The 24,988-nt window shown below is 72.2% G+C and carries 26 protein-coding genes and 2 tRNA genes; 12 read left to right on the top strand and 16 right to left on the bottom strand.

Features of this window, described 5'->3' with window-relative positions:
- Positions 1-9: 9 nt before the first annotated feature.
- A complete protein-coding gene (locus HNR19_RS05835; RefSeq protein WP_343047071.1) occupies positions 10-453 on the bottom strand; it encodes a DUF5130 family protein in 444 nt (147 codons plus the stop codon).
- Positions 392-760 (bottom strand): hypothetical protein, encoded by a 369-nt coding sequence (locus HNR19_RS05830; RefSeq protein WP_179667040.1) that lies wholly within the window; start codon positions 758-760, stop codon positions 392-394. The genes HNR19_RS05835 and HNR19_RS05830 overlap by 62 nt, the downstream gene beginning before the upstream one ends.
- Before the next feature lie 85 nt (positions 761-845).
- Between HNR19_RS05830 and HNR19_RS05825 the strand changes: the two genes are divergently transcribed.
- The 4 genes from HNR19_RS05825 to HNR19_RS05810 all read left to right on the top strand — a co-directional run bounded on the left by HNR19_RS05825 (position 846) and on the right by HNR19_RS05810 (position 3,719).
- On the top strand, positions 846-1,859 hold the full coding sequence (locus HNR19_RS05825; protein ID WP_179667039.1) for a mechanosensitive ion channel family protein: 1,014 nt from the start codon (positions 846-848) through the stop codon (positions 1,857-1,859).
- Between the two features lie 7 nt (positions 1,860-1,866).
- Positions 1,867-2,250: a globin domain-containing protein gene (locus HNR19_RS05820; RefSeq protein WP_179667038.1), complete on the top strand. Its 384-nt coding sequence runs from the start codon at positions 1,867-1,869 to the stop codon at positions 2,248-2,250.
- Between the two features lie 93 nt (positions 2,251-2,343).
- Positions 2,344-3,039: a hypothetical protein gene (locus HNR19_RS05815; protein WP_179667037.1), complete on the top strand. Its 696-nt coding sequence runs from the start codon at positions 2,344-2,346 to the stop codon at positions 3,037-3,039.
- Between the two features lie 149 nt (positions 3,040-3,188).
- Positions 3,189-3,719 (top strand): sigma-70 family RNA polymerase sigma factor, encoded by a 531-nt coding sequence (locus HNR19_RS05810; RefSeq protein WP_179667036.1) that lies wholly within the window; start codon positions 3,189-3,191, stop codon positions 3,717-3,719.
- 9 nt (positions 3,720-3,728) lie between these two features.
- Here HNR19_RS05810 and HNR19_RS05805 read toward each other — a convergent pair whose 3' ends face one another.
- The gene (locus HNR19_RS05805) at positions 3,729-4,625 is read right to left on the bottom strand and encodes a thioesterase family protein (protein ID WP_179667035.1); all 897 of its coding nucleotides are present in this window, start codon (positions 4,623-4,625) and stop codon (positions 3,729-3,731) included.
- A 126-nt stretch (positions 4,626-4,751) separates the two neighbouring features.
- Between HNR19_RS05805 and HNR19_RS05800 the strand changes: the two genes are divergently transcribed.
- Together HNR19_RS05800 and HNR19_RS05795 are read left to right on the top strand one after the other, a co-directional pair.
- Complete coding sequence (locus tag HNR19_RS05800; protein WP_179667034.1) at positions 4,752-5,966, top strand: acetyl-CoA C-acetyltransferase; 1,215 nt, start codon at positions 4,752-4,754, stop codon at positions 5,964-5,966.
- A 43-nt stretch (positions 5,967-6,009) separates the two neighbouring features.
- Positions 6,010-6,540 carry a MarR family transcriptional regulator gene (locus HNR19_RS05795; protein ID WP_179667033.1) on the top strand — a complete coding sequence of 177 codons (531 nt, stop codon included), beginning with the start codon at positions 6,010-6,012 and terminating at the stop codon, positions 6,538-6,540.
- Between the two features lie 27 nt (positions 6,541-6,567).
- Here the strand turns inward: HNR19_RS05795 and ettA are convergent, their stop codons facing one another.
- Positions 6,568-8,250 carry an energy-dependent translational throttle protein EttA gene (gene ettA, locus HNR19_RS05790; RefSeq protein ID WP_179667032.1) on the bottom strand — a complete coding sequence of 561 codons (1,683 nt, stop codon included), beginning with the start codon at positions 8,248-8,250 and terminating at the stop codon, positions 6,568-6,570.
- Between the two features lie 91 nt (positions 8,251-8,341).
- On the opposite strand from ettA, the gene HNR19_RS05785 reads away from it, so the two are divergent.
- Positions 8,342-8,923 carry a SigE family RNA polymerase sigma factor gene (locus tag HNR19_RS05785; protein WP_179667031.1) on the top strand — a complete coding sequence of 194 codons (582 nt, stop codon included), beginning with the start codon at positions 8,342-8,344 and terminating at the stop codon, positions 8,921-8,923.
- Positions 8,920-9,756 carry a hypothetical protein gene (locus HNR19_RS05780; RefSeq protein ID WP_179667030.1) on the top strand — a complete coding sequence of 279 codons (837 nt, stop codon included), beginning with the start codon at positions 8,920-8,922 and terminating at the stop codon, positions 9,754-9,756. The genes HNR19_RS05785 and HNR19_RS05780 overlap by 4 nt, the downstream gene beginning before the upstream one ends.
- A 22-nt stretch (positions 9,757-9,778) precedes the next feature.
- On the opposite strand, the gene HNR19_RS05775 is transcribed toward HNR19_RS05780, so the two are convergent.
- The 4 genes from HNR19_RS05775 to HNR19_RS05760 all read right to left on the bottom strand — a co-directional run bounded on the left by HNR19_RS05775 (position 9,779) and on the right by HNR19_RS05760 (position 14,912).
- On the bottom strand, positions 9,779-10,300 hold the full coding sequence (locus HNR19_RS05775; RefSeq protein ID WP_179667029.1) for a single-stranded DNA-binding protein: 522 nt from the start codon (positions 10,298-10,300) through the stop codon (positions 9,779-9,781).
- Between the two features lie 147 nt (positions 10,301-10,447).
- Positions 10,448-12,067 (bottom strand): GTPase, encoded by a 1,620-nt coding sequence (locus tag HNR19_RS05770; RefSeq protein ID WP_343047070.1) that lies wholly within the window; start codon positions 12,065-12,067, stop codon positions 10,448-10,450.
- Positions 12,064-13,794, bottom strand: a complete 1,731-nt coding sequence (locus tag HNR19_RS05765; protein ID WP_246303481.1) for a dynamin family protein — start codon at positions 13,792-13,794, stop codon at positions 12,064-12,066. Before HNR19_RS05765 ends, HNR19_RS05770 begins: the two co-directional genes overlap by 4 nt.
- Complete coding sequence (locus HNR19_RS05760; protein WP_179667028.1) at positions 13,791-14,912, bottom strand: PrsW family intramembrane metalloprotease; 1,122 nt, start codon at positions 14,910-14,912, stop codon at positions 13,791-13,793. The genes HNR19_RS05765 and HNR19_RS05760 overlap by 4 nt, the downstream gene beginning before the upstream one ends.
- 70 nt (positions 14,913-14,982) lie before the next feature.
- On the opposite strand from HNR19_RS05760, the gene HNR19_RS05755 reads away from it, so the two are divergent.
- The gene (locus HNR19_RS05755; protein WP_343047069.1) at positions 14,983-16,413 is read left to right on the top strand and encodes an aminopeptidase P family protein; all 1,431 of its coding nucleotides are present in this window, start codon (positions 14,983-14,985) and stop codon (positions 16,411-16,413) included.
- On the opposite strand, the gene HNR19_RS05750 is transcribed toward HNR19_RS05755, so the two are convergent.
- From HNR19_RS05750 to HNR19_RS05740, 3 genes are all read right to left on the bottom strand, one after another.
- Complete coding sequence (locus HNR19_RS05750; protein WP_179667027.1) at positions 16,410-17,495, bottom strand: TIGR03857 family LLM class F420-dependent oxidoreductase; 1,086 nt, start codon at positions 17,493-17,495, stop codon at positions 16,410-16,412. The genes HNR19_RS05755 and HNR19_RS05750 overlap by 4 nt on opposite strands.
- A 204-nt stretch (positions 17,496-17,699) precedes the next feature.
- Positions 17,700-18,620, bottom strand: coding sequence for a hypothetical protein (locus HNR19_RS05745; protein WP_179667026.1), 921 nt, complete (start codon positions 18,618-18,620; stop codon positions 17,700-17,702).
- 80 nt (positions 18,621-18,700) lie between these two features.
- Positions 18,701-19,234, bottom strand: a complete 534-nt coding sequence (locus tag HNR19_RS05740) for a hypothetical protein (RefSeq protein ID WP_179667025.1) — start codon at positions 19,232-19,234, stop codon at positions 18,701-18,703.
- A gap of 56 nt (positions 19,235-19,290) precedes the next feature.
- On the opposite strand from HNR19_RS05740, the gene HNR19_RS05735 reads away from it, so the two are divergent.
- A tRNA-Arg gene (locus HNR19_RS05735) sits at positions 19,291-19,366 on the top strand.
- An 8-nt stretch (positions 19,367-19,374) separates the two neighbouring features.
- On the opposite strand, the gene HNR19_RS05730 is transcribed toward HNR19_RS05735, so the two are convergent.
- The 4 genes from HNR19_RS05730 to HNR19_RS05715 form a co-directional block, all read right to left on the bottom strand.
- Positions 19,375-20,229 (bottom strand): SDR family oxidoreductase, encoded by an 855-nt coding sequence (locus HNR19_RS05730; RefSeq protein WP_179667024.1) that lies wholly within the window; start codon positions 20,227-20,229, stop codon positions 19,375-19,377.
- Between the two features lie 145 nt (positions 20,230-20,374).
- Positions 20,375-21,436: an adenosine deaminase gene (locus HNR19_RS05725; protein WP_343047068.1), complete on the bottom strand. Its 1,062-nt coding sequence runs from the start codon at positions 21,434-21,436 to the stop codon at positions 20,375-20,377.
- Positions 21,433-22,161 (bottom strand): DsbA family protein, encoded by a 729-nt coding sequence (locus tag HNR19_RS05720; protein WP_179667023.1) that lies wholly within the window; start codon positions 22,159-22,161, stop codon positions 21,433-21,435. The genes HNR19_RS05725 and HNR19_RS05720 overlap by 4 nt, the downstream gene beginning before the upstream one ends.
- Positions 22,154-22,639 (bottom strand): MauE/DoxX family redox-associated membrane protein, encoded by a 486-nt coding sequence (locus HNR19_RS05715; protein ID WP_179667022.1) that lies wholly within the window; start codon positions 22,637-22,639, stop codon positions 22,154-22,156. The genes HNR19_RS05720 and HNR19_RS05715 overlap by 8 nt, the downstream gene beginning before the upstream one ends.
- Before the next feature lie 81 nt (positions 22,640-22,720).
- Here HNR19_RS05715 and orn point away from each other — a divergent pair, with 81 nt between their 5' ends.
- The gene (gene orn / locus HNR19_RS05710; RefSeq protein ID WP_179667021.1) at positions 22,721-23,359 is read left to right on the top strand and encodes an oligoribonuclease; all 639 of its coding nucleotides are present in this window, start codon (positions 22,721-22,723) and stop codon (positions 23,357-23,359) included.
- A gap of 51 nt (positions 23,360-23,410) precedes the next feature.
- Positions 23,411-23,486: transfer RNA gene (locus HNR19_RS05705), tRNA-His, on the top strand.
- A gap of 36 nt (positions 23,487-23,522) precedes the next feature.
- Here the strand turns inward: HNR19_RS05705 and HNR19_RS05700 are convergent.
- Entirely contained in the window at positions 23,523-24,980 is a 1,458-nt protein-coding gene (locus tag HNR19_RS05700) for a hypothetical protein (RefSeq protein ID WP_179667020.1), read from the bottom strand.
- Between the last annotated feature and the right edge of the window lie 8 nt (positions 24,981-24,988).

The raw sequence follows: 24,988 nt of genomic DNA, 5'->3' as shown, positions 1-24,988 counted from the left end.
AGCAGGAGGTCAGGCGCGGGCGTGGTCCGCCAGCAGGCGGATCCCCCGCGTCAGGCCGCCCGCGAGGTCGCCGTCGGCGAAGGAGCGGGTCATCTCCTCGACCGCGAGGGCAGTCTCGTCGTCGGTGAGGTTGCGCCGGACGTAGCCGCCGGTGACGACCTCGACGACGTGCCGCTCGGGGTCGACCATGATCAGGATGCTGCGCGCGGGCGCGACCAGCGTGTTGTGGAGGCTCGTCGCGAAGGCCCGGGCGTCGTCGCCGTCGACCTTGCCGACGTAGACCGAGATCTCGGCGCGGCACAGCTGCTCGGCCGAGCGGATGGTCGCGTCGAGCGCGGCCCGATCCTTCGTGGTCAGCTCCATGCTCACCCCCGCTCCCCCGGGCGATCCGCTACCAGCGGCCGCCGGCGCCGCCGGCCTGCGAGCCCTCGGCGTCGGGCGCGGCGAGCTCACCGGCCGCCTTGCGCGGTCCGCCGAGCCACTGGGAGTCCTGCTCGCCGCCACCCGGCGCGAGCGACTCGCCACGCGCTAGCGACGGCCCGAGCACGAGCGCCGCGACGACCACGAACACGAGCAGCGGCACACCGGCGAACAGCAGGGCCGCGCTGACGAAGTCGACCGGGTCGCTCTCCTCCCACACCGCCGGCGTGCCGGCGGCCGCCGGTCCGGCGAGGACGACGGAGAGCGCGAGCGCGGCCGGCACGGCGATGGCGGCGGCGAGGGCGCGGCGTACGACGGGGCTGGTCCTGGCGCTGGTCACGAGGCGAAGACTATCGGTCGCGGCTCACCACCGGCATCCCGGCCCGACCCGTCCCCGGCGCTCGCCGCTTTGGTTCACTGGAGCAATGCCGATCAACGCCCTCACCCCCGTCCTGACGGCGGCCGCGGCCGCGGAGGAGGCACCGAGCCCCTGCGCCGACGGCGAACGCACCTGCCAGCTGGTCTGGGACTGGACCGGCAACGAACGCCTGGCGAACTGGTCCGACGTCCTCATCGGGAAGCCGCTGGCGATCCTCGGGCTCGTCGTGTTCGGGCTGCTGCTGCGGTGGCTGCTCCACAAGATCATCGGGCGGATCGCCCGCCGGGCCGAGACCGGCGTGCTGGGCGAGCGCGTCGAGTCCGCCGTGACCGCGCGACGCAAGCAGCGCGCGGCGACGATGGCCGGCGTCCTCGGCAGCATCGTCACCGTGATCATCGTCGCGGTGATCGGCACCATGATCCTCAGCGAGCTCGGCGTCAACATCGCGCCGATCATCGCCAGCGCGGGCATCATCGGCCTGGCGCTCGGCTTCGGGGCCCAGTCGCTGGTCCGCGACTTCCTGGCCGGCATCTTCATCTTCATCGAGGACCAGTACGGCGTCGGCGACGTGGTCGACGTCGGCGAGGCCAACGGCACGGTGGAGGCCGTCACGCTGCGGATGACCCGGCTGCGCGACCTCGACGGCACCGTCTGGTACGTCCCCAACGGCGAGATCGTGCGGGTCGGCAACAAGAGCCAGAACTGGTCGCGGGCGGTGGTCGACGTCGGTGTCGGCTACGGCGAGGACCTGATCCGTGTCCAGCAGGTGCTGCGCGAGATCGCGCACGACCTGTGGGAGGACGAGGACTACCGCCACGTGATCATCGAGGAGCCGGAGGTGACCGGCGTCGAGATGCTGAGCCCCGACTCGGTGACGCTGCGCGTGCTCATCAAGACCGCACCGCTCGAGCAGTGGGCCGTCGCCCGGGCGATGCGCCAGCGCATCAAGACCCGCTTCGACCACGAGGGCATCGAGATCCCGTTCGCGCAGCGGGTCGTGTGGCACCGCGACGAGCGGAAGCCCGACCAGTCGCCGACGTCCACCACCGACGCGGGATGATGGTGCGGTGACCGAGGAGCAGTCCTTCTACGACGAGATCGGCGGGTTCGAGACCTTCCGCACGATCGTGGCGACCTTCTACAAGGGCGTGGCCGACGACGAGGTGCTCCGTCCGCTGTATCCCGAGGAGGACCTGGGCCCCGCGGAGGAGCGCTTCCTCCTGTTCCTCGTGCAGTACTGGGGCGGCCCCACGACGTACTCCGACCAGCGCGGTCACCCGCGGCTGCGGATGCGGCACGCCCCGTTCGAGGTCAACCTCGAGGCGCGCGACCGGTGGCTCACCCACTTCCGCGCCGGCCTCGACGCCGTCGACCTCACCCCGGAGCAGGACGCCCGGTTCTGGGAGTACGTCGAGCACGCCGCCAACTTCATGGTCAACACCCCGGGGTGACCGCGACCGCTGTGTGACGCGGACCACGTCGATCCGGGCGAATTCGAGGCGACATGGAAGTAACGCCACGGTCCTCCGGCGACAGGTAGGGGTGTGACGAGCAAGTTCGACAGGAAGCAGCTGCGGGTCGCCCCACCGACCCTCGAGCCCGATCCTGTCCTGCTCGGCCGGCTGGCGGCGCTCAGCGCCGCGTCGACGCCGGCTCCACACACTGCCCGGACGACTGCTGTCCGGCTCCTGGCGGTTGCGGCCTCGGTCGCGGCCATCGGAGCCACGACGTGGGTTGCGGGAGCCCTGCCGGGGATCGACTCACCGGTCGCCCCCGCGGAGCAGCCCACGCACGGACCAGCCACCCCGGGCACCGAAGCGCCGGAAACCCCACACTCCGACGCTTCCACCGCGTCCGGCAGCCCCACGTCCCCGGGGCTGCCGGACGCCACAGACTCCACCGGAGCCCCCGACCAGTCGTCCGGCACCGACGGCGACGCGGACGCCTCCGGGCCGCGGGGCAAGGGCCACGCCGACGGCGACCTCAAGCACGAGGGCAAGCACGACGGTCGCGACGACCGCGGCGACAAGGGCGAGAAGGACACGGGCCCCAGGGACCGTGGCGACGACCGAGGCCCGCAGGGACCGAAGAACGGTCACGACCCAAAAGGCCCCAAGGATGGAAAGGGACCCCGGGGTCCCAAGGAGGGAAAGGGGCCGCGCGGCCCCAAGAACGGCCACGGCCACCAGGAGCACGGCAACGGCCGCGGCCACGGCCATGACCACCACGCGCACGGCTGAGCGCGGGAGTTAGACCAGGAGGCAGCCCACCCCGCAGAATGACGGCGGAACCCGGGACACCGGGTAGCAGTAACGAGACGATGTGCGCTATCGGGACGCACACCACCCGCCCGCCGTCCACCTCCGGGAACAGGAAACGAACACGCTCGGTGACATCCGACGACGACCTCGTCGCCGCGGCGAAACGCGGTGACTCCGAAGCCTGGCGCGAGCTCTACCGAGCACACGCCGGGCGTTTGTTGTTGTGGTTGGAGACCCGGGCGGCGGCTGCCGGCGGCGACTCCGCCGAGGACCTCGCTGCCGCGACCTGGCTGGTCGCCGCCGAGAAGGTGGCCGACTTCGAGGGATCCTCCTCCGACTTCGCCGGCTGGCTCTTCGGCATCGCCCGCAACCACGCCTCCAACGCCCGTCGTCGCGCAGGGCGACGCAACGGGGTGGTGCTCCACGTCGACGAGACGGTGCCCGGGCATGAGTCGGCGCTCGTCGGCGAGGCGTGGGTACGGCACGCGCTGGCGACCCTCCCCGAGCGGGAGCGTGACGTGATCACCTGCCTGGAGGTCCTCGACCTCGACGTCGCGGGCACGGCCCAGGCGCTCGGCATCAGCGCCGTCGCCGTCCGCGTCGCCCGCCACCGCGGACTGAAGAAGCTGCGGGCGCTCCCCCCGCCGGAGAGCTCCTAGATCCAGCTTCTAGGAGACCGGCGCGAGCGGCCTGCCCTCGTGGGCCGCGAGCAGCCGCTCCCGGTAGACCGCGGGCGGCTCCGTCGCCCGCTGGGTCGCGCTGTCGAAGAAGACCATCACCACCCGGGCCCGGGCGAGGACCCGGTCGCCGTCGGCGATCTCCGACTCGATCGTCATCGAGCGGCTGCCGACCCGAGCCACCTGCGACCAGCAGTCGTAGGGGGCGGCCCGGAGCGTGATCGGCGCCAGGTAGTCGACGTCGGCCTGGGCGACGACCGTGTGCACCTCCGGGACCTCGGTCAGCCCGCGACCGAGCGCGGCGAGCAGCCGGATCCGCGCCTCCTGGAAGTACTCGAAGTAGACGACGTTGTTGACGTGGCGGTAGACGTCGACGTCGGAGAACCGGACGTGCACCGGGTAGCGGAGCTCCTCGTTGCGGCGCACGCTGAACGGGGCCGGCCGCTGCAGCGGGGCCGCGTCCTCGACGTACATCTCGAGTGCCGCGCGCTCCTCGGCGCTGAGGCGGCGGGGCCGCTCCTCGTCGAGGCGGTACGGCGCCAGCACCGTCGTCGCGCGGAGGTAGACCGTGCGCTCGCCCTCCGGCGACTCGTGGAACACCTCGTAGGACATCGCGAACGTCGCCGCCCGGAGCGAGGTGACCCAGCACTCGATGAAGACCGGGCGGAACCGGAAGCCGAGCGGCGCCGTGTAGGTCACCTCGTGCCGGATCACGATGATGCCGTCCGCCGGGTCGTCCCCGGCGCCCGTCGCGCCCGACTGCTCGCGGTGCGCGCGGAGCATGTCGAGCCGCGCCTCCTGGAGGTAGTCGACGTACCGCACGTTGTTGACGTGGCCGAGGAGGTCGAGGTCAGCCCACCGGACCGGACAGGCGAAGCGATGCCGCACGCCGTCATCGTTCCACGCGCCGTGGGACTGTCTGCACCGGGTGTGGGATACGACACGACTGCAACACGTTGCAGAGCGGCAGCACTAGGCTGGGCGGCGTTTCCGACCCGCTCGACGAGGAGTGTCATGCCCGAGGCCGTCATCGTTTCCGCCGCCCGTACGCCGATCGGGCGGGCCAACAAGGGGTCCCTCAAGGACTTCCGGCCCGACGACCTCACCGCGCTGATCGCCACCGCGGCCCTCGAGAAGATCCCGGCCCTCGACCCCAACGACGTCGACGACTTCCTGCTCGGCTGCGGCCTCCCCGGCGGCGAGGCCGGCAACAACATGGCCCGCAACGTGACCGCGCTGATGGGCTACGAGATCCCCGGCGCCACGATCACCCGCTACTGCTCCTCGTCGGTGCAGACCACGCGGATGGCGTTCCACGCGATCAAGGCCGGCGAGGGCGACGTCTTCATCTCCGCCGGCGTCGAGACCGTGTCGCGCTTCCAGTTCGGCACGTCCGACCACATCCCCAACACCAAGAACCCGAAGTTCGCCGACGCGCAGAAGCGCACCGAGGACTACGCCCAGGGCGGCAAGGTGTGGCACGACCCGCGCGAGGACGGCCAGCTCCCCGACGTCTACATCGCGATGGGCCAGACGGCCGAGAACGTCGCCTCGATCCGCGGCCTCAAGCGCGAGGACCTCGACCACTTCGGCGTCCGGTCGCAGAACCTCGCCGAGAAGGCGATCGCCGACGGCTTCTGGGAGCGGGAGATCACCCCGGTCACGCTGGCCGACGGCACGGTCGTGACGAAGGACGACGGCCCGCGCGCCGGCGTCACCTACGACGCCGTCTCGCAGCTCCAGCCGGTCTTCCGCCCCGACGGCGTGGTCACCGCCGGCAACTGCTGCCCGCTCAACGACGGCGCGGCGGCGGTCGTGGTCATGTCCGACACCAAGGCCGCCGAGCTCGGACTCACCCCGCTCGCCCGCATCGTGTCCACCGGCGTCAGCGGCCTGTCGCCCGAGATCATGGGCCTCGGTCCGGTCGAGGCCAGCCGCAACGCCCTCAAGTACGCCGGCATGACCATCGACGACATCGACCTGGTCGAGATCAACGAGGCCTTCGCCGCGCAGGTGCTGCCCTCGGCCGAGGACCTGGGCGTCGACATCGACAAGCTCAACGTCAACGGCGGCGCGATCGCCGTCGGGCACCCGTTCGGCATGACCGGCGCCCGGCTCCAGAACACGATGCTCAACTCGCTCGACTGGCACGACAAGAGCACCGGGCTCATCACCATGTGCGTCGGCGGTGGTCAGGGGATGGCCCTCATCCTGGAGCGCCTCAGCTGAGGTGACCCCGACGGGTCGTGGAATCCCGTCCTACACTTCCCGGGTGAGTGAGGACGGCCGGGCGTCGACCCGGGACGCGTGGCGACGCCGCGAGCCGCGCTGGCTCGACAAGGACCAGCAGCGGTCGTGGCGCGCGCTCGTGCTCGGCAGCACGCTGCTGTTCGACCGCCTCGACGAGGACCTCCGCAGCCAGCACGGCATCTCGCTGGTCGAGTACGAGATCCTCGTGCGCCTGTCCGAGTCCGAGGGCGAGCTGCGGATGGCGCGGCTCGCCGACTCGCTCGCCCACAGCCGCAGCCGGGTGACCCACACCGTCAAGCGGATGGAGGCCGACGGCCTGGTCCAGCGCTGCGAGTCGCCCGACGACGGCCGCGGCGTCATCTGCCGGATGACCGACCGCGGCGACCTGCTCCTCCGCAACGTGGCGCCGAGCCACGTCGCGGGCGTGCGCGACTACCTCGTCGACCTCGTCGACGCCGACGACTTCGCGGCACTCGGCCGGGTGATGAACGCGGTCGCCGACCGCCTCATCGGCGACCACCCGGAGCGTGAGCTGCGCGACGACCGGGGCTGACCGGCGGCCTGACCGACGGCCCTTGCCTCAGTCGCGGGTCAGGCGGCGGTGGGTGACCCGGTGCGGACGCGCCGCGTCGGGCCCGAGGCGCTCGACCTTGTTCTCCTCGTAGGAGGCGAAGTTGCCCTCGAACCAGAACCACTCGCCCTCGGCCTCCTCGGTGCCCTCCCAGGCGAGGATGTGGGTCGCGATGCGGTCGAGGAACCACCGGTCGTGCGAGGTGACCACGGCGCAGCCGGGGAAGTCGAGCAGGGCGTCCTCGAGCGAGGACAGCGTCTCGACGTCGAGGTCGTTGGTGGGCTCGTCGAGCAGCAGCATGTTGCCGCCCTGCTTGAGCGTCAGCGCCAGGTTGAGCCGGTTGCGCTCACCGCCGGAGAGGATGCCGGCCTTCTTCTGCTGGTCGGGTCCCTTGAACCCGAACGACGCCACGTAGGCCCGCGAGTTCATCTCGAAGTTGGCGACCTTGATGAAGTCGAGCCCGTCGGACACGACCTCCCACACGTTCTTGTTGGGGTCGATGCCGCCGCGGCTCTGGTCGACGTACGAGATCTTCACCGTCTGGCCGACCTGGAGCTCGCCGGAGTCGGGCTCCTCGCTGCCGGTGATCATCCGGAACAGGGTGGTCTTGCCGACGCCGTTGGGGCCGACGATGCCGACGATGCCGGCGCGCGGCAGGGTGAACGAGATGTCGTTCCACAGCACCCGGTTACCGAACGCCTTGGTGAGGCCCTTCGCCTCGAGCACGACGTCGCCGAGCCGCGGGCCCGGCGGGATGTTGATGTCCGCGGTGTCGATCTTGCGGGCCTTGTCGGCCTCGGCCGCCAGCTCCTCGTAACGCGCGAGGCGGGACTTGGACTTGGTCTGCCGCGCCTTGGCGTTGGAGCGCACCCACTCCAGCTCCTTCTCGAGCATCTTGGCGCGCTTGGCGTCCTTCTGCCCCTCGATCTTGAGGCGCTCCTTCTTGGTCTCCAGGTAGGTGGAGTAGTTGCCCTCGTAGCCGTGGATCGAGCCGCGGTCGACCTCGGCGATCCACTCGGCGACGTTGTCGAGGAAGTAGCGGTCGTGGGTGATCGCCAGGACGGCGCCGGGGTAGCCCTTGAGGTGGCCCTCGAGCCACTGCACCGACTCGGCGTCGAGGTGGTTGGTGGGCTCGTCGAGGAGCAGCAGGTCGGGCTGCTGGAGCAGCAGCTTGCACAGCGCCACCCGACGGCGCTCGCCACCGGAGAGGTTGTCGACGAGGGCGTCGGACGGCGGGCAGCGCAGGGCGTCCATCGCCTGCTCGAGCCGGCTGTCGATATCCCAGGCGCTGTGGTTGTCGAGGTAGGTCTGGAGCTCGCCGGTCTCGGCCATGAGCGCGTCCTGGTCGGCGTCGGGGTCGCCCATCTCCATGTAGGCGTCCTCGAGGCGCTTCATCTTCGCCTTCAGGTCGCCGACGGCCTCCTCGACGTTCTCGAGCACCGTCTTGCCCTCGGTGAGCGGCGGCTCCTGCTGGAGCATGCCGACGGTGGCGTCGGGGTCCTTGATGACGTCGCCGTTGTTGGGCTGGTCGAGACCGGCCATCAGCTTGAGGAGCGACGACTTGCCCGCACCGTTGGGCCCGACGACGCCGATCTTGGCGCCGTGCAGGAACGAGAGCGTGACGTTGTCGAGGACCACCTTGTCGCCGTGGGCCTTGCGCACGTTGCGCAGCGAGAGGACGTACTCAGCCATGCACCCGAGCCTACGGTGAAACCCGCGTGAGACCTCCAGCGGGGTCGTGACGTCTCTACGGTGTCACCACATCCCTCCGACGAGGAGTCACATGAGCCGAAGATCACGGCAGGACGAGGAGTTCTCGGCGTTCGCTGCCGCACGGTCCACCAACCTCTACCGCAACGCCTGGCTGCTCACGACCTCGACCGCTGCCGCTGAGGACCTGCTCCAGTCGACCCTCGCCAAGGTCTACGCGTCGTGGTCCCGGGTCAGCGCCGCCGACGACCCGGTCGCCTACGCCCACGGCGTCCTGATCAAGACGTTCCTCTCCGACAAGCGGCGACGCAGCAGCAGCGAGGTGCCGGTCGCCGACCACGACCTGCGCGTCGACGATCGGTCGGGCCTCGCGCCGACGGACCCCGTCGACCGCATCGTCCTGATGGCTGCCCTGCGCGAGCTCGCTCCGCTGGACCGCGCCGTCGTGGTCCTCCGCTACTGGGAGGACCGCACCGTCGCCGAGACCGCCCGGCTGCTGCACCTGTCGGAGGCGGCCGTCAAGAACCGCAGCCTGCGCTCCCTGCGCGCGCTGCGCGAGCTGCTGACCGACCCGGCCGACGGGGCCGACGAGGCCGAGCCCGGCCGCCGCGTCGCCGCCACCACCGCCCCTCCCACCTCCAGGAGCCACCGATGAACACCCAGCTCGACGACGGCGCCGACGTCCGCGCCACCCTGCACCGCGCCCTGCACGACACCACCGCCCCCGACGTGACGTCCACCGCCATGGCCGCGGGCCGCCGGATCCGGAACCGGCGACGGGGCGCGGTCGCCGCCGGCGGCATCTCCGCGATCGCCGCCGTCGGCGCGCTGACCTTCCCCGCGCTCGGCGGGGGCGGATCGACGGCGCCCGACCCGGTGCCGCTCGGGGGCTCCCCCTCGCAGTCGCCGTCCCACCCCTTCCCGCCCGTCGACGAGGGGTGGTGGAGCATGCCCGCGCCGCGGATGCTCGCCGAGCTCGAGGCCAGGCTCCCGAGCGGGGTGACCAACGCCGACCCCGGGACCGACGCCGAGGAGCGCCGGGGACAACCCGGCAACCTGTGGCTGCACCTCGACGCGCCGACGGGCACCGGAGCGTTCAACCTGCTGCTGCAGCCGCCGATCGCGGAGCTCCCGACCGGCACCAGGACGTGGACCGACGAGAACGGCGAGGAGCACACCAGCGTCGCCGCCGACCCGGTCCCCTACGAGCGGAGGATCGGGTGCAAGCCGGAGTACCTGCGCTGTGAGCTGATCCGCGACGAGGACGGGACCGTGATCGGGGACGTCTCGACCGAGGTCGACGAGGGGACGACCTACCACAACGCCGACCTGGTGCTCCCCGACGGCGGCGCGATCAACGTCTACGTGGCCGACTCCACCGGCGACAAGCCCGGCTACGCACCGCCGACCGCGGACGCTCCCCCGCTGACGTTCGAGCAGGTGCTCGAGCTCGTCCAGGACCCGGTCTGGGTCAGCTATCAGCCCTGATGTGAGGTGACTCCTCCGCGGCTCAGGCCGCGGAGGAGTCTCCCGGGCCCTCGCCGCCGGCGAGGGCGGTCGGCTTCTCCGGCTCGGCACCGGGCGCACGCCAGTCGGCCACGACGTCGACCGCGTCGACCTGGCCGGCCTGGCCGCCGCGCGACACCTGCCCGTTGTCACCGCGCCCGAGGCCCACGGTCTTGACGAAGTTCGAGATCCCCATGGACAGGTCGTGGCCGACGGAGAGCGCCTCGACCTCGAGCGAGACGACGTCCTCGCCCGCCTTGTTCTGCCAGGTGCGCTGCGTCAGCCTGCCGCGCACGATGACCGGGTCGCCCTTGTGGATCGAGCGCACGCAGTGGGCGCCGAGCTGGCGCCAGGCGGTGACGGTGAACCACTGGGTCTCGCCGTTCTCCCAGTCCCCGGTCTGGCGACGGAAGCGTCGCGGGGTGTGGCCGAGCCGGAACTTGGCGAGGCTGACCTCCCCGGCGCTGAACGACTGCGGGTCGTTGCCGACCCATCCCTCGAGCGTGACGATGACGTCGCTGGACATGATCTCTCCTCCGAGTCTCCGGCCGCCGGTGCGGCCGATCGGACGAGAGTCCAGTCGTCGGGCCCGACACGGCGCAGCCGCGGGAGCATCAGCTGTGGAGGAGATCTGCGGACGCGAGCCCTGTGGACGCCAGGTGGCCCGCCGGGCTCACCGCACCGCGCTGGCGATGCCGTTGCGGAAGGTGGTGTAGGACGCCAGCGCCTCACTGGTCGGGGTGACCACCTCCGCCGCGACGGCGGCCGTCACGACCTCGCGGAGCCGGTCGTCTGCCTGCTCGGCGCGGGAGCGGGCGAGGCTGCCCGCCAGGAGCCGGCCGACCACCGCGAGCACCAGTCCCAGGACGAGCGCACCGGCCAGCACCACGGCCGGGAGCGGGAAGCCCGCGACCTCGGTCGGCGAGCCGAGCTCCCCGTCGAGCTGCACGAGGTCGAGCTCGACGTTGGCCCACCACAGCCCGGCGACGACGGCGGCCAGCAACAGCGACCACTGGACGCCCCTCAGCAGGCCGACCCACGCGGGCAGCCGCTCGCTGCCGAGGTCGACCTTCCCGAGGCCGGCGTCGATCCGGTCGCTGAGCTGGTCGAGACGCTCGGTGCCGGCGCGGCGTACGCCGTCGGCCCACGCGGGGGTCAACCCCTCGGTGGCCTCGTCGACGAGCGCGCGGGTCTCGGTGTCGACCGTCGACCGCTGCACCCAGCTGACCTTGGGCCGTCCGTCGAGCGTGAGCTCCGGGTCGCGACGACCGCCGAACAGGGCGAGCGGCGGCCAGGTCGTCGCCCGGGATGCGCGGCGGCGCACGTCGCGCTCGACGGCAGCGACGGTGGTCGGCACACCGGCAGCGCCGGCGACGGCGTCCTCGAGCTCCCGCACGCGCTGGGCCGGGAGCTCGCGGGTGCGGCCCGCGCCGCCCGCCTGCTCCAGCCGTTCGGCGGCCGCGCGCAGGTCGGCCTCCGCGCGCGCGGTCGTCGCCTTCTTCGCCTCGACCCGGCGCACCAGCTCGGCGCGGAGCTCGTCCATGCCGATGCCGGTCTTCGCGCTGACGGCGAGCACCTTCACATCGGGCAGACCGTCGGCGGCGAGGAGGCGGCGTACGTCGTCGACCATCGCCTGACGCCGGTCCTCGGCGATCGTGTCGATGTGGTTGAGGACGACGAGCATGACGTCCTGGTGGGCGGTGAACGGCACGAAGTAGCGGTCGTGGATCGCCGCGTCGGCGTACTTCTGGGGGTCGAGCACCCAGACCAGCAGGTCGGCGAGCTCGACCAGCCGGTCGACCTCGAGGTGGTGGGCGAGCTCGGTCGAGTCGTGGTCGGGCAGGTCCATGAGGACGACGCCGTCGAGCGCACGGTCGTCGTGCCGGGTGTCGAGCATCGACTCGCGCATCGTCTGGTGACGCGGCGGGATGCCGAGCCACTGGAGCACCTCCTCGGCCCCCTCGCTCCCCCACACGCACGCGGTCGCCCACGAGGTGGTCGGGCGGCGGACGCCGGTCGAGGAGAGCTCGAGCCCGGTCAGCGCGTTGAACGTCGACGACTTGCCGGAGCCGGTCGCCCCCGCGATCGCGACGACGGTGTGGGTCGCCGACAGGCGCAGCCGGCCGGCTGCCCGCGAGGCGGTCGCCTCGACCTCGTCGAGGAGCGTCTCGTCGAGCTTGCCGCGCGCGGCGGCGATGGCGGACTCGAGCCCGCTGATCCGCTGCCCGATCGGCGTGCCGCGGGTCGCCAGATCACGCAGCTCGTCAGCCTCGGCGTCCTGGGCCGTCGTCACAAGTGTCCTCCACCATCTCGCTTTGCCGCGGCGAACCGGAGGTCGTCGACCCGGCGCGCAGCCTGGCGCAGCGCGTCGCCCGCCTCGGGCGTCAGCTGCCACTGGTCGGCAGGGGCAAGGTAGCGACTGCGCTCACCCGCGAGCAAAGTCTCGAGCCGCCGCAGCAGACCGGCGCGCGCCGCCTCGGTCATCCGGCTCGCGGCCGCATCGTCGACGACCGTGGCGAGCACCTTGCGACCGAGCAGCGCCGACTCGTCGGTCGTGTCCTCCCCGGCCAGCGTGACCACGGCGAGGGTGACGGCCAGGCCGCGGACGCCGAACGCCAGGAACCGGGCGGTGTTGCGCACCTCGGCGGTCTCGCGCTTGACGATCTCCTGCACCTCGTCGAGCCAGCCGTGCACCTCCAGGGAGGTACGGCGCCGCAGGTCCCGCGAGGCGCGGGTCAGCTCGGCACACGGTCCTCCGGGTGCGACCAGCTTGGCGCCGTAGTCGGTGGTGGCCCAGGCCATCGCGGCCGCGTCGGCGACGCGCTCGGCACGCTCGACGACGAACGTCTCGAGCGTGGTCTCGATCGCCGCGCCGACCCGCTCGGCCTGCTGGGGCTTGCCCTTGATCGCGTTGACGAGCCGCTCGCGGACGAAGCCGACCTTGGCCTCCAGGGAGCGGAGCAGCTCGCCGCTGCCGACGAACTCGCGCCACCGCACCAGCAGGTCGCCGCGCAGCAGGGTGCCGTCCTGGGCGGACATGACGACCTCGTGGACCGCGCCGTCGTACTCCTTGTCGGCGAGGGCGAGCAGCTGGGCGACGGCGTCGACCTGCTCGGCCGCCGCGTCGGCGATCGGGTAGACGCGCCGCGTGATCGTGCGGATCGCCCCCTCGACGGTCTGGCTGACGATCGCGTGCCGCGCGGACGCGTCGTCGGCGAGGGCCTCGAGCCAGCTGCGGATCTCGGCGACGTGACCGCTCGGCAGCAGGCCCTGGTCGTCGACCGGACCCTCGGCGACGCCGAAGAGCGGCGAGTCCTTGAGGCCGCGGGCCGCCATCATCCGGGCGAGGTGCGTCGAGACGGTCGGCACCGAGTCGGCCGGGGTGCGGTCGAGCACCATCGCCACGGCCGTCGAGCGGTCGGCGGCCTGCTTGAGGTACTCCCAGGGCACCTGGTCGGAGTAGCGCGCGGCGGACGTGACGAACAGCCAGAGGTCGGCAGCGGCGAGCAGCTGGCCGGCGAGGATCCGGTTGCGCTCCTCGACCGAGTCGACGTCAGGAGCGTCGAGGATCGCGAGCCCGGGCGGGATCGCGTCGGTCGCGACGAGCTGGATCGAGTCGGGGTCGTTGGTGACGTGGTGCACCCGCTTGAGCTCGGGCAGCAGGCGGTCGGGCCCGAACCACTGAGCGTCGTCGGGGTGGTGGACCAGGACGGGAGACCGCGTGGTCGGGCGCAGCACGCCCGGCGTCGTCACCCGGTGGCCGACGAGCGAGTTGACGAGCGTCGACTTGCCCGCGCCGGTAGAGCCGCCGACGACAGTCAGCAGCGGCGCCTCCAGCGACATCAGCCGCGGGATCACGTAGTCCTCGAGCTGGTCGATGATCGCCTTGCGGGTCTCGCGCAGGGGTACGGCGCCGGGCAGGTCGAGCGGGAGCGGCGCCGCCTGGAGGGCACCGCGCAGCCGCACCGTCTCGGTCAGCATCTTGCCGTCGAGCAGCGGGTCCCGTGCGTGCTTGCTCATCGTTGGGGAACCACCTGTCCGGGAAAGGCGAACCACGGTCGGGCCACCTGGATGCGCGCCACGAGCTCCTGGCCGCGGGCCTGCCAGTCTCGCGGCGGCGTGCCGCGGAGCATGCGGTGGTGCAGGAAGCCGAGCTCGACGGCCGCCTGCTGGAAGTCGACCATCGCCCGCTCGGCGTCGGGGCCGCCGCGCTCGCGCGCGTGGCGGCGGGCGAGCCGGCGGGCGCCGAGATCGACGACCCAGCCGATGTCGGTCGCGGGGATCAGCTCGCGGCGCGCGGCGTCCTGGAGTGCCGCGGTCAGCATCCGCCGTTCGAAGGAGCGGGACCAGACCGCGAGCACGATCAGGCCGACGAAGACCGGGAGCATCAGCACGCCGTAGACGAGGAAGAACGCATCGGTGCCGACGAGCGTCGACCCGTTCCAGATGCCGTGGGCGACGACGGCGCACGCGTAGCCGCCGAGCGGGGCCAGGACGCGAACGGCGCCGCTGCGCGAGCCGACCGCGATCCCGATGCCGATGCCCGTGAAGGCGGTGAACAGCGGGTGGGCGAACGGGCTGATGAGGCAGCGGAGCACGAAGGTGCCGGTGACTCCCTCGATGCCGCCGGGCCCGATGCCGTCGGTGCCGTCGTAGGCGGCGGCGAGGTAGAGGATGTTCTCGGTGAACGCGAAGCCGATGCCGACCATGCCGGCGTAGACGAGGCCGTCGAGGATCCCGTCGAGCTCGGCCCGCCGCCACCAGAGCAGGAGCACCAGGAAGAGGCCCTTGGTCGCCTCCTCGGTCACGGGCGCGACGACGGCGAGGGACTGCTCCTCGGTGACGCCGACGACCAGGCCGCCGACGCCCGAGACCAGGATCGCGGCCGCGGTGGCCACGAACGCGCCCCAGAGCAGGCCGGCGACGAGCATCGACTTCGGCTCCGGCTCGTAGCGGTCGAGCCAGAGGTAGGTCGCGACCAGCGGGCCGACCGGCACGGCCGCGAAGGCGGTCGCGAGCAGCACCGTGCCCGGGGCGCCGGCGAGGGCGAGGAGCCCCAGCATCAGGGCAGCACCGATCAGCACCGCCACGGTCACCACGACCGTGAAGGCGACGCTGTCGCGGCGTACCTGTGGCATGGACGAAAGCCTATCGGTGTGAGTGCTCGAGGCCCGTTTCCCCCTTCGGGCGCGGAGTTAGAGTGGGCGGGTGAGTGACGCAGGCGACACGACCACCGGCCAGGCAGTACCCAAGACCGAGGTGCACGATCCGGCGGCGCCGGAGGCCTACACGGCCTTCATGCGCACCGGGTGGGACGACCGGCCGCGGGAGACCCCTCGCCACGCGATCGCGCCGTGGGCCGCCGAGCGACGCGCCCGGCTGGCGTCCCTGTTCCCCGGCGAGCGGCTGGTGCTGCCCGGCGGCGGGTTCAAGGTCCGCGCGGCCGACACCGACTACCGGTTCCGCTCCGACACCGCCCACACCTACTTCTCCGGCAACCAGACCACCGACGCGACGCTGGTGATCGAGCCCGACGGCGAGGCGGTCCTCTACGCCCGCCCGCGCGCCGGCCGCGACAGCGACGAGTTCTTCCGCGACCGTCAGTACGGCGCCCTGTGGGCCGGGCGTCGTCCGTCGCTCGAGGAGCTCTCCGCCTCCCTCGGCCTGACCGTGCGGCACGTCGACGAGCTCGAGGGCGTCCTCGGGGCCGGCACCAAGACCCGGGTGCACCGCGGCGTCTCCGCGGCCGTCGACCGGCTGCTGCCCGAGGACGAGACCCGCGACACCGAGCTCGCCCGGGTCGTCTCCGAGATGCGCCTGGTCAAGGACGAGTGGGAGCTCGCCGAGCTCCAGGCGGCGTGCGACGCGACCACGCTCGGCTTCGAGGACTCCGTCCAGGAGTGGGACCGGGTGCTCGAGCACGGCGAGCGCTGGCTCGAGGGCACGTTCTTCCGCCGGGCGCGGACGATGGGCAACGACCTCGGCTACGACTCGATCGTCGCCGGCGGCTCCCACGCGACGACGCTGCACTGGATCGACAACACCGGGCCGATCACCCCGGGCGAGCTGGTGCTGCTCGACATGGGCGTCGAGGGCCACAACCTCTACACCGCCGACGTGACCCGGACGCTGCCCGTCTCGGGCACGTTCACCCAGCTGCAGCGCGACCTCTACACGCTCGTCTACGACGCGCAGACCGCCGCCATGGCGGCGCTCGCGCCCGGTGCGCCGTTCCTCGCCGGTCACGACGCCGCGATGGAGGTGCTCGCGCACGGCCTCGACGACCTCGGCCTGCTGCCGGTGCCGGTCGACGAGGCCCTCTCCCCCGACTCCAAGGTCTACGCGCGGTGGACGCTCCACGGCACCAGCCACATGCTCGGCATGGACGTGCACGACTGCGGCCGGGCCGCACCGGAGTCCTACCGCGAGGGCACCCTGGCCGAGGGGATGGTGCTCACCGTCGAGCCGGGCCTGTACTTCCAGGAGGACGACCTGCTCGTCCCGGAGGAGCTGCGCGGCATCGGCATCCGCATCGAGGACGACGTGGTGGTCACCGCTGACGGGATCCGCAACCTGTCGGCAGCCCTCCCCCGGTCGGCCGACGACGTCGAGGAGTGGATGGGCCGCCTGCGCGGCTAGCGCCCCGCCCAGCCGGGATTCGTCGGCAGTCCGGCGAACGCCTGCGGGTCGCGGAGGCCGCGCCAGGCGTCGACCACGGGCGCGAGCTCGGCCGGAGTCGCGCCGTGGAGCACCACGGAGTCGGCGCCGGCGTCGTACTGGTCCTGCACGCGGCGCGCGCACCGCTCGGCGGAGCCCGTCGCGGCGGCGGCGAGCCACTCCTCGGGGAACACCTCGTCGCGGAGTCGGCCAAGCTCCTCGGTGGTGCCGATGGCGTCGAACGCGCCGGGATAGCCCTGCACCAGCGGGTGGTCGCGGAACGCCTGGAGGACCGCGGGGTCCCAGCCGTTGGCGCGCACGAGCACCTCGCCGTACCCCTGGAGGTACGTCGCCAGCCGGCCCACCAGCTTGCGGAGCCGCTGCTCCTCGGGGACCGACTCCTCGACCGTCGCGAGGACCGACCAGACGCGGACGGAGGCCGGGTCGCGGCCCGCCGTCTCGGCGGCGCTCCGGATTCGGCCGACCGCGCGGGCGAGGGTCTCGTCGGTGAGGAACGTGTGGAGCACAACGCCGTCGGCCACCCGGCCCGCCAGGTCGAGGCTGCGGTCGCCGATCGCCATCATCAGCACGGGGATCTTCTCGTCGAAGCCCGCGTCCTGGGACAGGTAGGGATAGTCGCCCGCCGGGCCCGAGTGGGCGAACGCCTCTCCGGCCCACAATCGTCGGTAGATCGAGATCGCGTCGGCCATCTGCGCACCGGTCACCCGCGGCACGCCCATCACGTCGAAGAGCAGGTCGAACCCGCGGCCGAGGCCGAGCGCGTAGCGGCCGCCGGTCAGCCGGTGCAGCGAGGCCGCCATCGTCGCGGTGACCAGCGGATGACGCGTGTTGTGGTTGGTGGCGGCCGTAGCGATCCCGAGCCGTTCGGTCGCCGCCCCCGCGGCGCCCGCGAGGACGGCGGCGTCCTTGACGTTGAACCGCTCGGAGAGGAACACCGAGCCGATGCCCAGGTCCTCGGCCCGCCGCACCTCGTCGAGGAGCTCACGCGGTGAGCTGGTGTGGCCGGCGAGGCCGTAGCAGCCGATCTCGGGGAGGGGTTGCATGCGAGGAGGCTAGTAGAACGTGTTCCAGTTTGGCAGGGATTGGCAGTCGTGTGCCCGAGACCGCGCCGGCGATGGAGTCGTGTGCCCGAGACCGCGTTCAAGGCTCGGTCGTGTGCCTGAGGCCCCCGATCCGGGCCACCGGCAGAGACTCGTGTGCTCGACACCCCGCCCAGGCGAGTCCTGGGGCACACGACCCGACGTCGCTCAGGCCGCGAGACCGTCCTGACGGATACCGAGAGCGATGAGGTCACGCGCGACCTCGCCGGGCTCGTGGCGCAGCTCGTAGGCGGAGCACCGCACAACGGTGCGATCGGGCCGGGTGAGCCGGCGATCACGGCGGAGGTCGGCCGTCCACTGGAGCACCTCCATGTGGAACGAGCCATCGACCTCCAACACCAGGGTCGAGCCGTCCGCCAGTGTCCACTCGCAGTCGGTCCACCGACGGCGGCCGTCGGTATCGACCCGGGAGACCTGCCGAACGGGCGGCGGGAGCTCGTACTCGCGGCACATCCAGGCCACATCGCGCTCAGCGCCCGAGTGGACACCGCCATCGATGTCGGCGAGGAGTCGACGGAAGTCCCTGCTCCGCCTGAGCGGCTTCAGCTGGTCAGCGGCGGCGAGGAAGCGGGCGGCGGTCGACAGTCGTTGCTGTACGGCGGCCGCGATCACGCCGTACCCGGCGCGCATCGTCGCGTCGTATCCCGCCCACAGGAGCAGTGCATGCTCGAGGCTGGCCGACGGGATGCCGGGCTTGGCATCTCGAAGGATCTCGAACGGTCGTCGTGACCGGAAGAACCTGACGCCGGGCACGGGCTCGAAACTGAGCTCGTCGTCGACGAGCACCGTGACCTCGTCGCGCTGCCAACCCTTCAGCCCGTGACGCTCACCCGCCGTCAGCCCGCCCAGCACGCTTCGGGGACCCGCATGGAGCACGCCGAGCCAGGCACGCTGCACGCGGTTGAGCTCCCCTGTGAACGTCGAGACCACTCGAGGCGTCCGCTCGGCCCAGCGCTCCGCCCTGACCTGCCGAGCAACCCGGTCCCAATCGAACCCGAGCGCCGTGAGCTGGCGGCGCGCCACCAAGCCGGCCTGCACCCGTGCCAACTCCGAGATCTGCGGATCCATGCCCTCATCGTGAGCGCTTCACTCACGACGCGTGACCGCTATCCACAGGTGCGCCCCCGCGGGGCCAGGCCAGGCGCGCCCTACGGGGTCAGTTCGATGGTGACCAGCATCTTGCGCGTGGCCACGAGATTCGTGCCGCGGCCCGGGAAGACCGAGTTGACACCGACATGGGTCTCGTGCGTCCGATCGCCGGCAACCGAGGGCGCGAAGAAGCGGACCGTCGCCGAGGCACCGTCGGGCGCGGGCGCCAGCCTCAGCTCACCGGGGCGCACGACCGCGTCGTAGCCGTTCTCGGTGCCGTCCTCGTAGCCGATGCCGGCGGAGACCACGAACGGCCCCTCACCCTTGGTCCGGTACTGGAACGACACCTCGATCACGGCGGCCCGATCACCCTCTCCTGGCGACCGCCAGACCAGCGGATCGGGACCGCCCAGCGACCCGGAGTCACCGTGGTACTCGGCGCTCGGGCCCACCGGATAGAACTGGGCCACGCGCTGCACGGTGGCCGGGTTGCGCTCCTTCGTTGCGACGCCGATCGCGGCAGAGCCCACGAGCACGCCTGAACCAACGAGGAGGAGTACGACGAAGGCCGCGAGGCGACGGCGGGTGAGCATGCTGGACCGTACATCGACACCAGGCGGTCCGCCGGCCGATGCGATAATGAACGCCTGCCTCCGTAGCTCAATGGATAGAGCATCTGGTTTCTACCCAGCTGGTTGCGGGTTCGACTCCTGCCGGGGGCGCCAGAGACGAGTCAGCGCTTGGGCATCCGCGCACCGGTCGTGACCCCGACGACCGCCGCCTTGGCGGAGTCGGGGAACACCCGCGCCATCACGCCGAGCCCGTTCGCCTGGGGGCCGACCAGGTAGCGCGCCCGGGGGCGCGGGCTGAAGAGGGCCTTCTCCATCACCCTCGCCACCCGCTTGGCAGAGACCGCGGTGAGCTTCTGGCGGCGGACGAACTTCGGGATCTTCGCGAGGTGATCCGCGTAGAGCTCGCGGGCCTCGGGCGAGAGCGAGTCGGCGATGGCGTCCATCTCGCCGTGCGCCTTGTCCCAGATCGGCGTCTTGATCGGGCCGGGCTCGACGACCACCACCTTGATCCCCCACGGCGCGAGCTCGGCCCGCCATGACTCGGCGAGGCCCTCGATCGCGTACTTCGACGCCGTGTAGGGGCCCATCAGGGCGATGCCGGCCCGGCCGCTCGCCGAGCCCGTGAACACGACCCGCCCGGTGGCGCGCCGTACCAGCGGGAGGAAGGCCTGGGTCATGCCGACCTGGGCGGTCACGTTGACCTCGAGCTGGCGCCGGATCTCGTCGAGCGGCACGCCCTCGAGCGGCCCGCCGACCGCGATGCCGGCGTTGTTGACGAGCCCGTGCAGCCCTGCCGTCCCGACCGCCTCGTCCACCGTCGCCCGCGCCGCGACCACCTGGTCGACGTCGGTGACGTCGAGCAGCAGCGGTACGACGCCGCGGACCTCCGCGGCGAGGTCGTCCGCGTCGGACTGCTTGCGCACCCCTGCGAAGACCGTGTGCCCGGCATCGACGAGGCGGGCGACCGTGGCCCGCCCGATGCCGGTGGATGCCCCGGTGACGACGATGTTCCCCATGAGTGCACGGTAGGCCGCGGCGCCAACCGTACGGCGCGCCTCCCGGTTGGCGCCCCGCCGAGCGGTTACAAACAGGGTGGCCGAGCGGGGTATGAGTCCGCTCGGCCAACGGATTTCGAGGCTCGGCCGCGAGCGGCCTCGCACCTCAACCAGCGGCGGGCGCCACGTAGGCGTCGATCTCCCCGAGCACCCGCGCCTTCACGTCCTCCGGCGCCCACGACGCCCGCACCCCGGCCCGCGCCAGCTCCGCGACGCCGTCGGTGTCGAGCCCCAGCAGGTCGGCGGCGACGCCGTACTCCTTGTTGAGCGTGGTCCCGAACATCGGCGGGTCGTCGGAGTTGATCGTCACGGTGACGCCGGCCTCGACGAACACCGGCAGCGGGTGCTCCTCCATGCGCGCGACCGCCTTCGTTGCGACGTTCGACGACGGGCACACCTCGAGTGCGACGCCCGTCTCGGCGAGGTGCGCGAGCAGCTCAGGGTCCTCGGCGGCCGAGGTGCCGTGGCCGATGCGCTCCGCCCCGAGGTCGCGCAGCGCCGACCAGATCGTGTCCGGCCCAGTGGTCTCGCCGGCGTGCGGCACCGAGTGCAGGCCGGCCGCGCGCGCCGCGTCGAAGTGCGGCTTGAACTGCGGCCGCGGCACGCCCACCTCGGGTCCGCCGAGACCGAAGGCGACGAGGCCGTCGGTGGGGTGGTCGAGCGCGAAGCGCAGCGTCTCCTCGGCGGCCGGCAGCCCGAACTCGCCGGGGATGTCGTAGATCCAGCGCATCACGATCCCGAAGTCGCGCTCGGCTGCGACGCGCGCGTCCTCGATCGCCTCGCTGTAGGCCTCGATCGCCATCCCGCGGTGGTCGGGGTCGTCGGGGAGGCCGTGCGGGAGCACGGAGGTGTACGGCGTGCAGGTGAGCTCGACGTAGCGCACCGACTGGGCCTCGGCCTGCTCGCGCGCGATCTCGTAGGTGAGGTAGCGGATGTCCTCCGGCGTCTTCACCAGCGCGACGACGGCGAGGTAGACCTCGATGAAGTGCGCGAAGTCGCGGAACTCGAAGAACTTCCGCAGCTCGTCCAGGTCCGAGGGCACGGTGCCCGGGTGCCGGGAGGCGAGCTCGCTCACCATCCGCGGCGACGCGGAGCCGACGTGGTGGACGTGCAGCTCGGCCTTGGGCAGGCCCTGGATGAACGTGGCCAGATCGGCGGGCGCGCTCACTGGACCGCCTCGACCAGCTGGTTCACGAGGTCGTCGATGCTGGAGAAACCCTGGACCTCGTCGCCGTCGAGCACCACCGTCGGGGTCCCGCTGACGCCGGCCTCCTTGGCGGCGGCGGTCGCGTCGTCGACCCAGTCTTCCTGCTCGAGGCCCTCGATCCCGCCCCGGACGGCGTCCTCGTCGGCGCCCGCTTCGACGGCCAGGTCGACGAGCTCGTCGTCGCTGAGGAACTGGTCGGGGTCCTCCGGTGGCTGGTTCTCGAAGAGCAGGTCGTGGTACGCCTTGGCGACCTCCTCGCCCTCCTCCTCGAGCACGACAGCGAACGCGTTGGTGGCGCGCATCGAGTAGTCGCCGATCTGCGACAGCAGCTCGAAGGGTCGGTACTCGACCCGCACCTTGCCCTCCTCCGCGAGTCGCGCGAGCTCCTTGGCGCTCTCCCGCTCGAGCTCCCCGCAGAACGGGCAGAGGAAGTCCTCGTAGATCACGATCTCGTGCGGAGCGTCCTCGGGGCCGATCGCGACGCCGTACTCGGAGTCGCCCGCGGTCGCCGGGTCGTCGGACAGCTGGGAGATCACCACCGACCCCACGACGATCGCGACGATCACCAGCAGCACGCCGCCGATGGTCAGGAGGCGCCGGTTGCGCTCGCGCTTCTGCTGCGCCGCGCGCATCTCGGCGGCCTTGGCGGCGCGCGCCTCGGCCTTGGATATCGGCTTCTCAGCCATCGGTGGAACTCCGTTCTGGAAACAACACGGTGTCGAGGGACAGCCTGGTACGCCGCACCACGACAACGAACAGGGACAGCAGCAGGAGTAAGGCGTCGCGCGCGATCTCCCACGGGTAGTCCGACGTGGCGCCGGGCTCGGCCCCGCCACCTCCGAAGCAGCCGCAGTCGATCTCCATGCCGCGCGCCCACACCGACGCGATGCCGACGATGAACGCGACGAACAGGAGCGCCGAGAGCGCGGCGGCGCCGCGGGTGAGCACCCCCAGCACCAGGGCCAGGCCGACCGCGATCTCGACGGCGGGCAGCGCGAGCCCCACGGGCTCGACCGCCCACGACGGCAGCAGTTCGTAGGCGCGCACGGCAGCGATGCTCGCGTCCGGCTCGGTGACCTTGAGCAGGCCCGCGAACAGCCAGACCCCGCCGGTGACGAGCCGGGCGACGAGGCCACCCCAGGCCAGCACCGACTCCCTCCGCACGGCCCTCACGCTAGGGCATGCTCCTGAGCAGCACCTGAGAGCCGCCGCTCCCCACCACCGGGACGCGTAGGGTGCCGTCTCGTGAGTGAACGCCTGGTGTGGATCGACTGTGAGATGACCGGCCTCGACCTGGTCAACGACGCCCTGATCGAGGTCGCAGCGCTGGTGACCGACTTCGACCTCAACGTGCTGGGCGAGGGCGTCGACATCATCATCAAGCCGCCCGCCGAGTCGCTCGACCAGATGATCGAGTTCGTCCGCACCATGCACGAGAACTCCGGCCTGCTCGACGAGCTCGCCGACGGCGTGACGCTCGAGGAGGCCGAGCAGCAGGTGATGGCCTACATCCGCGAGCACTGCGGGGCCGAGAGCCGGCCGCCGCTGGCGGGCAACACCGTCGCCACCGACCGCGGGTTCCTCGCCCGCGACATGCCCGAGCTCGATGCGTTCCTGCACTACCGCATCGTCGACGTGTCCTCGATCAAGGAGCTCGCGCGCCGCTGGTACCCCCGCGCCTACTTCAGTGCGCCGACCAAGCGGGGCAACCACCGGGCGCTCGCTGACATCCAGGAGAGCATCGAGGAGCTGCGCTACTACCGCGACACGATCTTCGTGCCGCTGCCCGGCCCGGCGTCCGACGCGGCCAAGGAGGCGGCCGCGCGCCACGGCGGCTCCATCACCGGACTGAGCGCCGACACCGATTCTGCGGCCGGCCACTGATACGTCTACACTTCCTTCCGGCCCGAACGCCCCGTGCGTGACGGGTTCATGGTGGGCGTAGCTCAGCTGGTAGAGCATCGCGTTGTGGTCGCGAGGGTCGCGGGTTCAAGCCCCGTCGCTCACCCCAGACGGACGTTGAGGCCGGATCCCTCGGGATCCGGCCTCAGCGCTTCCCGGCGCGATATACGCGCCAGTCGCCCACGACGTGCTCGAGCTGATAGCGGCGCCCCAGCACCCGGTCCGCGCCCGCCGGCTCGAGGCCCCAGGAGTCGACACTCTCCCCCTCGACGACGACCCAGGTCGGGCGGTCGCCGCTCCGGAGCAGCCGCTCGAACCTGACGAGGCCCGGGTCGAGGACCCGCACGGGCAGGCTCCACAGCAGCGGGTAGGGGCTCTCCAGGCCGGCCTCGCGCAGGATCCAGGGCGAGCCGAAGGCGACCACTCCCGTGTCGCCGGGGCGCGCGGACTCACGGAGGTACGCCGCGACGGCCACCTCGTCCTCCGCCGATGGCGACGTGACGCCGGCCGGAACCGCGGTCGCGACGTTCGCCAGGACGGTCGCGGCGGCGCCGTACGCGACGACTCCGACGAGGAGCCGCAGCCGTGTCCGTTCGCGGGCGGCGACGGCCGCCAGCAGGACCAGGCCGGGCACGGTCGCCACCAGGTAGTGCAGCCAGTAGCTCCCGCCCAGCGCGACGGCGACCAGCTCCCACACGACCACGGTGAGGGTGATCGCGCGGAACGCCGGCGGATCGGCGGCGTCCGGCTCCGACGTACGGCGGCCGCGGCTCGTCGCCACCAGCAGCCCCAGCGCGCCGCTGCCTGCGAACGCCAGCACCAGCCCGGCGGCGCGCCCGTCGTTCACCGTCGGCGCCGCCTCCGAGATGACTGCCGCCGCGTCGGCGCGGAATGTGACGACGGCGTGCCAGAGCGCGACGGGGTCGGTGCCCCGGCTCGCGGCCCAGGCGACCGACGCGGCCGTCACCGCGAGACCCGCGGCGGCGACGCAGCCCAACAGCAGGCCGGCACGGCGCCACCGGCCGAGCCGGGCCAGCACGACCGCCGCCATCACGGCGGCCAGGAACACGTCGACGGTGCTCTGCTTCAGCCCGACCGCCACCGCGCCGGCGGCACCCGCGAGCAGCCACCACCGCGCTGCCGATGCCGGCGTCGGCGCGGCCAGGCCCGACAGCAGCGCGACGGTCCCGAGCAGCACCGGCGGCACGGCCAGCAGCTCACCCTTCACCAGGCCGGCCGAGAAGAGCGGCGTGCTGAGGAAGATCGCCGCGACCGCGGCGGCGAGCACCGGCGCGTGCCTCGCCCGCGGTGCGACCAGTCGCCCGAGCCGGGCGGCGAGCAGCACCGCAGCCACGACCGCCAGTCCGCCGATCGCCCGCAGCGCGACAGCACCTCCCAGCCGGTCGGCGAGCTCGAACACGGCGATCAGCAGCGGCGGCCGGTCGACCCAGTAGTCGCCGTAGAGCGAGGTGCCCGGCCGCCACTGCGCCGCGACGACGAGGAACCCGCCCTCGTCGTCGGAAAGCGGCGAGCGCAGCGACGGGACGCGCAGCAGGAGCGCCGCCGCGGCCAGTGCGGCGACGCCGGCGACGTCCTTCCGCATGCCGACGA

Origin of the sequence: Nocardioides thalensis (assembly GCF_013410655.1) — a bacterium.
Lineage (GTDB): Bacteria > Actinomycetota > Actinomycetes > Propionibacteriales > Nocardioidaceae > Nocardioides > Nocardioides thalensis.
Note: the sequence above shows the minus strand (reverse complement) of the source record. Positions and strands in the feature narration are given on the sequence as shown.

Coding starts and splice junctions, on each gene's coding strand:
- HNR19_RS05800 (WP_179667034.1), top strand. CDS start 4,752: ATGCCCGAGGCCGTCATCGTTTCCGCCGCCCGTACGCCGATCGGGCGG.
- HNR19_RS05745 (WP_179667026.1), bottom strand. CDS start 18,620: ATGGATCCGCAGATCTCGGAGTTGGCACGGGTGCAGGCCGGCTTGGTG.
- ettA (WP_179667032.1), bottom strand. CDS start 8,250: ATGGCTGAGTACGTCCTCTCGCTGCGCAACGTGCGCAAGGCCCACGGC.
- HNR19_RS05730 (WP_179667024.1), bottom strand. CDS start 20,229: ATGGGGAACATCGTCGTCACCGGGGCATCCACCGGCATCGGGCGGGCC.
- HNR19_RS05775 (WP_179667029.1), bottom strand. CDS start 10,300: ATGTCCAGCGACGTCATCGTCACGCTCGAGGGATGGGTCGGCAACGAC.
- HNR19_RS05700 (WP_179667020.1), bottom strand. CDS start 24,980: ATGCGGAAGGACGTCGCCGGCGTCGCCGCACTGGCCGCGGCGGCGCTC.
- HNR19_RS05780 (WP_179667030.1), top strand. CDS start 8,920: ATGAACACCCAGCTCGACGACGGCGCCGACGTCCGCGCCACCCTGCAC.
- HNR19_RS05825 (WP_179667039.1), top strand. CDS start 846: ATGCCGATCAACGCCCTCACCCCCGTCCTGACGGCGGCCGCGGCCGCG.
- HNR19_RS05785 (WP_179667031.1), top strand. CDS start 8,342: ATGAGCCGAAGATCACGGCAGGACGAGGAGTTCTCGGCGTTCGCTGCC.
- HNR19_RS05760 (WP_179667028.1), bottom strand. CDS start 14,912: ATGCCACAGGTACGCCGCGACAGCGTCGCCTTCACGGTCGTGGTGACC.
- HNR19_RS05720 (WP_179667023.1), bottom strand. CDS start 22,161: ATGGCTGAGAAGCCGATATCCAAGGCCGAGGCGCGCGCCGCCAAGGCC.
- HNR19_RS05765 (WP_246303481.1), bottom strand. CDS start 13,794: ATGAGCAAGCACGCACGGGACCCGCTGCTCGACGGCAAGATGCTGACC.
- HNR19_RS05740 (WP_179667025.1), bottom strand. CDS start 19,234: ATGCTCACCCGCCGTCGCCTCGCGGCCTTCGTCGTACTCCTCCTCGTT.
- HNR19_RS05750 (WP_179667027.1), bottom strand. CDS start 17,495: ATGCAACCCCTCCCCGAGATCGGCTGCTACGGCCTCGCCGGCCACACC.